The following is a 7,742-nucleotide window of genomic DNA, read 5'->3' on the forward strand; positions in this document are numbered from 1 at the left end:
ATGGCGGGGAAAAGACATCTCGCGAGCGTATTCGCCGACGTGCTGGAGAAAACTCCCGGCATCAGAACGGCGCGCGTCAGCGAGGTCACCGGAGGCGTTCTGGTCCTCCATGACCCGGCCCTGGGAACCGCCGAGATCGGCGCCGCCCTCAGGAATTCCCTGACGGCCGTTCTCCGCTGTGCCCGCCCCCGGTCCGAGGGGAAATCGGCACCGGTGACCCGGACGGCGGAATCGGCCGCGGCACCCACCCGGAACGGCCCGGGCCGCACGCTCGCGCTCGCCGGCGGCGCCACCGTGGCCGCGCTCGCCCTCGGCCCCGGCAAGCTGCTGCGCAGACCCCTCGCCGTCCTCGGCGCCGTCGTCACCGCCACCGCCCTCGTCGTCCGCCGGGCCGTCACCACCGCGGCCACCGGCGCCGCCCCGCCCGCCGACGCGACCTCACCCCCGCGCCCCGCCTCGTCCCTGCGCACCCTCCTCGACATCGTCGGACCGCACCGGCCCCGGCTCTGTCTCGCCTCCGCCCTGTCGGCGCTGTGCCAGCTCACCGAGGTCGCCCTCGGCCTCTTCCTCGGCTGGATCGCGCTCGTCCTCATCAAGGGCCAGGCGGCCCCCCTGCTCGCCCTCGGACTGACCACCGCCTCCGCCCAGTTGTGGTTCCTCGCCGGGGCGGCCGCCGTGGCCTGCGCCGCCGTCGCCGCGCTCTCCTACGCGGCGGGCGTCGCATGGCGCAAGCTCGGCCAGTCCGTACAGCAGGACTGGCGGGGCGCCACCTACACCCAGGTGCAGCGACTCGAACTGCGCCACCTGGAGGGCGAACGCACCACCCGGGTCGCGGGCGTCCTCACCGAGGAGGTCGCCCAGCTCGGCGCGTTCTTCGCCACCTCCGCCAACGACGTGGTCCAACTCGCCACCAGCTTCCTGGTCCTGGTCCCCGCGTTCCTCCTCCTCGCACCCCAGATCGCCTGGATCGCCTTCCTGCCGATGCCGGTCGTGGCCTGGCTGTCGTTCCACTACCACGACCGCGTCGCCGCCGACTACGCCGTCTCCAGCGAGCACCGGGCCACCCTCCACAGCCGGCTCGTCAACAGCCTGGAGGCCGGCGCCACCGTCAAGAGCTTCTGCACCGAGGAGTACGAGGCCGCCCGCGTCCACGACCTCGGCGAGGTGTGCCGCGAGAGCCACGGGCGCACCGACCGCTCCACGGTCCGCCACGCCGAGACCGTCCGCGCCGTCACCACCGCCTCCATGACCGGCACCCTCCTCCTCGGCGGCCGCTCCGTCCTCAACGGCACCCTCCCCTTCGAGGTGTTCAGCCCCCTCATCGGACTGCCCCAGCAGGTCCTGCTCCGGCTCACCCGGCTCGGCGGCATCGTCGACCAGTACCAGCGCACCCTCGCCGCCCACGACCGCGTACGGCACCTGCACACCCTGCCCACCGAACCCGCGGGACCCGACCACCCCGTCGACCGCGACGACGTCAAGGGCGCCGTCACCCTCGACCGCGTCACCTTCGCCTACCCCGGCCGCCCGCCCGTCCTGAAGGACCTCTCCCTGCGCATCGCACCGGGCCGCGTCACCGGCATCGTCGGCCCCACCGGCTCCGGCAAGACCACCATCGCCAGACTCCTCATGCGCTTCCAGGACACCGACTCCGGCCGGGTCCTCCTCGACGGCCGCGACGTACGCGACCTGTCCCGGCACGGACTGCGCAGCTCCGTCGGCTTCGTCGCCCAGGACCCGTTCCTCTTCGACGGGAGCGTCGCCGACAACATCCGCTACGGCAGCTTCGACGCCACCGACGCCCAGCTGGAGCGGGCCGCCCGCATGGCCGAGGCCCACCCCTTCATCGAGGCCCTGCCCGACGGCTACGACACCCTCATCGGGGAACGCGGCGCGGCCCTGTCCGGCGGCCAGCGGCAGCGCCTCGCGCTGGCCCGCGCCATCCTCAAGGACCCGCCCGTCGTCGTCCTCGACGAGGCCACCTCCGCCGTGGACAACGAGACCGAGGCCGCGATCCAGCGCACCCTGCGCGCCTTCGCCGAGAACCGCACCCTGATCATCATCGCCCACCGGTTGTCGACCATCCGCGACGCCCACTGGATCCACGTCCTCGACCGGGGCGGCCTGGTCGCCGAACAGGGCACCCACACCGAACTCCTCGCCCGGAACGGCCTCTACGCCTCCCTGTGGCACCTTCAGGCGGGGGAGAAGGCGGCGTGACCCTGCGGGGCACCGGCCGACGCGGTCCCTGAGACGACGTACGACGTACGACGCAGGGCCGAGAGGGCCGACAAGGCGAACAGGTCCCCGGGCCGGACGTCATCGGTCCGGCGCCCGAGGCCGGTCGGCCGGGCCGGGGCCCTGGGCCGGCAGTCCACGCCGGGCCTGCGGTCCACCGGGCGGCGCCGCCCGCCGGCGCCCGGACACGGACGGCACGGCGCGGCGGGATCGGCTCGATCGGGGCAGGCCCACCGCTCCCCCCCCGCACCCGCACCGCCCCCACGGATGAAGCCGCCCTCCGGGCCCCGACCGCCGCGCCCCCGCACCACCTCCCCCTCCCGAACACCACCCCGCCCCCACCGCCGCCCCGTCTCTCCCCCGTCCCCGGCAGCCACAGCTCCCCCACGGCACCCCTGGAGGTACCCCCATGTCTGCTCGCGATGACGTCGCCCTGCCCCTGACGGCGGCTCAGCGCGAACTGTGGCTCGCCGAACAGCGCACCGACGGGGTCATCCCGGCGTACCGCATCGGCGAGTACCTCGACATCGCCGGGCCCCTGGACACCGACCTCCTGCGCACCGCGCTGTGCCGGGTCGTCGCCGAGAACGAGGCCCTGCACGTGGGGTTCGCCGACACCGACGACGGCCCCCGCCAGCTCCGGCGCGATCCCGGGGAGTGGGCACCCCTCCTGCTCGACCTCAGCGGCCACGACACCCCGCGCGCCGCCGCCGCGGACTGGATGACCGCCGACCGGCTGCGCCCCCTCGACCTCACCCGCGACCGCCTCTTCAGCCAGGCCCTCATCAAGATCGCCGACGACCACCATCTCTGGTACCACAGCTACCACCACCTGGTCGCCGACGGCCTCGGCTACGCCCTCGTCGCCCGCCGCGTCGCCGCCGTCCACACCGCCCTGGCCGAGGGGCGTACGCCGGACCCGACGCCGTTCCCCTCCCTGCGCGCCGTCGTCGACGCCGACGCCGCCCACCGCACCTCCCCCCGCCACGAGGAGGACCGCGCGTACTGGACCGGGCGCCTCGCCGACCTCCCCGAACCCGCCCGCATCGGCCGCTCCGCCGGCCGGCTCACCGCAGGCCCCCGGCACACCCCGCTGCCCGCCGACCGCGTACGCCCCGCCCTGCACACCCTCGCCGCGCGCGCCGGGACCCGCTGGTCCCGTGTGCTGATCGCCGCCACCGCGCTGTACGTCCACCGCCGCACCGGCGCCCAGGACCTCCTCCTCGGCCTCCCCGTCACCGGCCGCGACCGCACCGACCCGGTGTGCTCGGCGACCCCGGCCGCGATGTCCAACATGGTGCCGCTGCGGCTGACCGTACGCCCCGGCACGCCCTGGTCCGCGCTCGTCGCGCAGGCGGACGCCGAGGTGCGGGCCGCGCTCCGGCACCAGCGCCACCGGGGCGAGGACATGCACCGTGACCTCGGCCTGTCCGGCGACTCCGGCTCGGTGTACTCCGCCGTCGTCAACATCATGTCCTTCGAGAGCGGCCTCGGCTTCGCCGGAGTGCCCGCCACCGCGCACAGCCTCGCCGAGGGCCCCGCCACCGAACTCGCCGTCTGGGCGCTGGACCGCCATGACGGCACCGGCCCGCACCTGGCGCTCCAGGCGGCCGCCGACGCCTGGGACGAGGACGAGCGACAGGCCCACCGCGAAGGCCTCACCACCCTCCTGGAGAGCCTCGCCCGCACCGACGACGACCGCCCCGTCGGCCGCGTCCCCCTCCCGAGGCCCGACGCGCGGCCCGGGGCGCCCGCGGCCCCCGCCGCCCATCTCGCCGACCTCTTCGAGGAGCAGGCCCGCCGCACCCCGGACGCCGTCGCCGTCGTCGCACCCGACGCCACCCTCACCTACGCGGCCCTCGACGCCCGCGCGAACCGGATCGCCGGCCTCCTCACCGCGCACGGCGCCGCCCCCGAGCGCCTCGTCGCCCTCGCGCTGCCGCGCTCCGCCGCCCTGGTCACGGCCGTGCTCGCGGTCCTCAAGACCGGCGCGGCCTACGTCCCCCTCGACCCGGACCACCCCCGCGCCCGCCTGGCCGCCCTCCTCGACGACACCCGCCCCGTCGTCACCCTCACCGACACGGCCACCCGGCCCCGGCTGCCCCGGCACACCGACGTCGTCCTGCTCCACGCCCTCGACGCCGCCGCCCTCCCGGCCACCGCCCCGTCCGCGCCGCGCGACCCCCGCCATCCGGCGTACGTCATCCACACCTCGGGCTCCACCGGCCGCCCCAAGGGTGTCCTCACCCCGCACGCGGCCGTCACCAACCTGATCCACCATCAGCTCCGCACGCTCCACCGGGCACCCCGGACGCGGGTGGCCCTCACCACCTCCCTCTCCTTCGACGCCTCCTGGGACCAGCTCGGCTGTCTCTTCGGCGGCCACGAGCTGCACGTCCTCGACCACGCCACCTGGACCGACCCGGACGCCTTCCTCGCCCACCTCGCCCGCCACCGCCTCGACCTCGTCAACGCCACCCCCTCCTATCTGCGGGTCCTCCTCGACCACGGCCTCCTCGCCCCCGGCCGTCCCCGGCCCTCCGTGATCGTCGCGGGCGGGGAGGCCGTGCCCGAGGACCTGTGGCGGGAGCTGCGCGCCGCCGACGGCGTACGCGTCCACAACTTCTACGGCCCCACCGAATGCACCGTCGACGCGCTCACCGCGGACCTCGACGCCACCGAGCGCCCCGCGATCGGACACCCCGTCACCGGCATCCGCGCCCACATCCTCGACAGCGCCCTGCAACCGGTGCCCGACGGAGCCCCCGGCGAGCTGTACCTCGCGGGCGGCGGCCTGGCCCGCGGCTACCTCGGCCGCCCCGCCCTGACCGCCGAACGGTTCACCGCCGACCCCTACGGCCCGCCCGGCACCCGCATGTACCGCACCGGCGACCTCGTCCGCCGCACCCGAGAGGGCGGCGTCGCCTACCTCGGCCGGGCCGACGACCAGGTCAAGATCCGCGGCTTCCGCGTCGAACCCGCCGAGATCGAGGCCCAGTTGGGCACCCACCCGGCGGTGGCGCGCAGCACGGTCCTCGCCCGCGCCGACGACGGCCACCCGACCCGCCTCGTCGCCTACGTCGTCCCCGCCCCCGGCACCGAACCCCGCCCGGAGGACCTGCGCGCCCATCTGCGCGACCGGCTCCCCGACCACATGGTCCCGGCCGCCTTCGTCACCCTCGACGCGCTCCCCCTCACCCCGTCCGGGAAACTCGACCGGCGGGCCCTCCCCGCCCCCGCCCCCACCACCCCGCCGGGCCGCCGCGCCCCGCGCACCCCCCGCGAGGAACTCCTCTGCGGCCTCTTCGCCGACGTCCTCGGCGTGCCCCGGGTCGCCGCCGACGACGACTTCTTCGCCCTCGGCGGGCACTCCCTGCTCGCCCTGCGCCTCCTCGCCCGCATCCGCACCGGCCTCGGCGCCGCCCCGCGCCTCGGCGACCTCTTCGACGCCCCCACACCCGCCGGGATCGCCGCAGCCCTGGACGCCGCGACCCCGGACACCGCCCGGCCCGCGCTGCGCCCGCACCCGCGCCCCGACGCCGTCCCCCTGTCCTCCGCCCAGCGCAGGCTCTGGTTCCTCCAGCGCGTCGAGGGCACCGGCGCGACCTACCACATCCCGCTCGCCCTGCGCCTGTCCGGAACCCTCGACCGCGCGGCCCTGGAAGCGGCCCTGCGGGACGTCGTCGCCCGCCACGAGAGCCTGCGCACAGTCTTCCCCGACGAGCGCGGGGTGCCCGTCCAGCGGATCCTGCCCCCGGAACAGGCCGCACCCCGGCTGCCGGTCACCGACACCACCGAGGCCGCCCTGCCCGACCGGCTCACCGCCGCCGCCCGCCGCCCCTTCGACCTCGCGGCCGAACCCCCCGTCCACGCCGAGCTGTTCGCGCTCACGCCCGACGAGCACGTGCTGCTGCTGGTGGTCCACCACATCGTCGGCGACGGCTGGTCCCTCGGCCCGCTGGCCGCCGACGTCACCCGCGCCTACGCGGCCCGCCACCGGGGCGAGGCGCCCCGGTGGCGGCCGCTGCCCGTGCAGTACGCCGACTACACCCTCTGGCAGGACCGGCTCCTCGGCGAGAGCACCGACCCCGACAGCCTGTCCGCCCGCCAACTCGCCTTCTGGGCCGGGCACCTGTCCGGGCTGCCGGAACGCCTCGACCTGCCCTTCGACCGCCCGCGCCCGGCCGCCACCACCCACCGCGGCGCCCAGCTGCCCCTGCACCTCGACGCCGCACTGCACCGCCGCCTGAGCGACCTGGCCCGCGCCCACGGCGCCAGCCTCTTCATGGTCCTCCAGGCCGGCCTCGCCGCCCTCCTCGGCAAGCTCGGCGCCGGCACCGACATCCCGCTGGGCGCCCCGGTGGCCGGCCGCACCGACGAGGCGGCCGACGACCTGGTCGGCTTCTTCGTCAACACCCTCGTCCTGCGCACCGACCTGACCGGCGACCCCTCCTTCACCGAACTCCTCGACCGCGTCCGCCGCGGCGCCCTCGCCGCCTACGCCCACCAGGACCTGCCCTTCGAGCACCTGGTGGAGGAGCTCAACCCGACCCGCTCCCTCGCCCATCACCCCCTCTTCCAGACGATGCTCGCCCTCCAGAACGCCCCCCTCGGCGAGTTCGACCTGCCCGGTCTGCACGTCACCACGGGCCTGGTCCCCACCGGCACCGCCAAGTGCGACCTCACCTTCAACCTCGCCGAACGCACCGCCCCCGACGGCACCCCGGCCGGCCTCACCGGCACGGTGGAGTACAGCACCGACCTCTTCGACGCCGGAACGGTCCGGACGATCATCGCGCGCTGGGCCCGCCTCCTGGACACGGCCGCCACCGACCCGGCCCGCCGTCTGAGCCGCATCGACGTCCTCGCCGACACCGAGCGCGCGTCCCTGCTGCCGACGGCCGTGCCCGTGCCGGTGACGGACACCCTGGTGGGGTTGTTCGAGGCGCGGGTGCGGGAGACGCCGGATGCGGTGGCCGTCGTGTGGGGTGAGGTCCGTCTGTCGTACGGGGAGTTGAATCGGCGGGCGAACCGTCTGGCGCACGCGTTGGTGGGGCGGGGTGTGGGTGCGGAGGATGTCGTCGCGTTGGCGTTGCCGCGGTCGGCGGAGCTGGTGGTGGCGGTGCTCGCGGTGCTGAAGGCAGGGGCCGCCTATCTGCCGCTGGACCCTGATTACCCGGCCGCGCGGCGGGAGTTCATGGTCGGGGATGCCCGGCCGGTGCTGGTGGTCGACGACCTGGCGGCTTTCGACACGGGCGGTCTCCCGGAGACGAACCCGAAGGTCGGCCCGGCTCCGGAACACCCCGCGTATGTGATCTACACGTCGGGTTCGACGGGGCGGCCGAAGGGTGTGGTGGTTCCGCACACGAATGTGGTGCGGCTGTTCGGGGCGACGAGGCAGTGGTTCGAGTTCGGTCCCGGCGATGTGTGGACGCTGTTCCATTCCTACGCGTTCGACTTCTCGGTGTGGGAGCTGTGGGGTCCGCTGCTGCACGGCGGCCGGC

General features: G+C 75.5%; 2 protein-coding genes. Both read left to right on the forward strand.

The window, feature by feature from the left end; translation table 11 throughout:
• Positions 1–2,220 carry an ABC transporter ATP-binding protein gene (locus ABZ490_RS28040; RefSeq protein WP_358995509.1) on the forward strand — a complete coding sequence of 740 codons (2,220 nt, stop codon included), beginning with the start codon at positions 1–3 and terminating at the stop codon, positions 2,218–2,220.
• A gap of 427 nt (positions 2,221–2,647) precedes the next feature.
• Positions 2,648–7,742, forward strand: a 5,095-nt coding sequence (locus ABZ490_RS28045) for an amino acid adenylation domain-containing protein (protein WP_358995512.1), incomplete at its 3' end; no start/stop codon positions are given.

The sequence above is a fragment of the Streptomyces sp. NPDC005811 genome, from assembly GCF_040630405.1.
Lineage (GTDB): Bacteria > Actinomycetota > Actinomycetes > Streptomycetales > Streptomycetaceae > Streptomyces.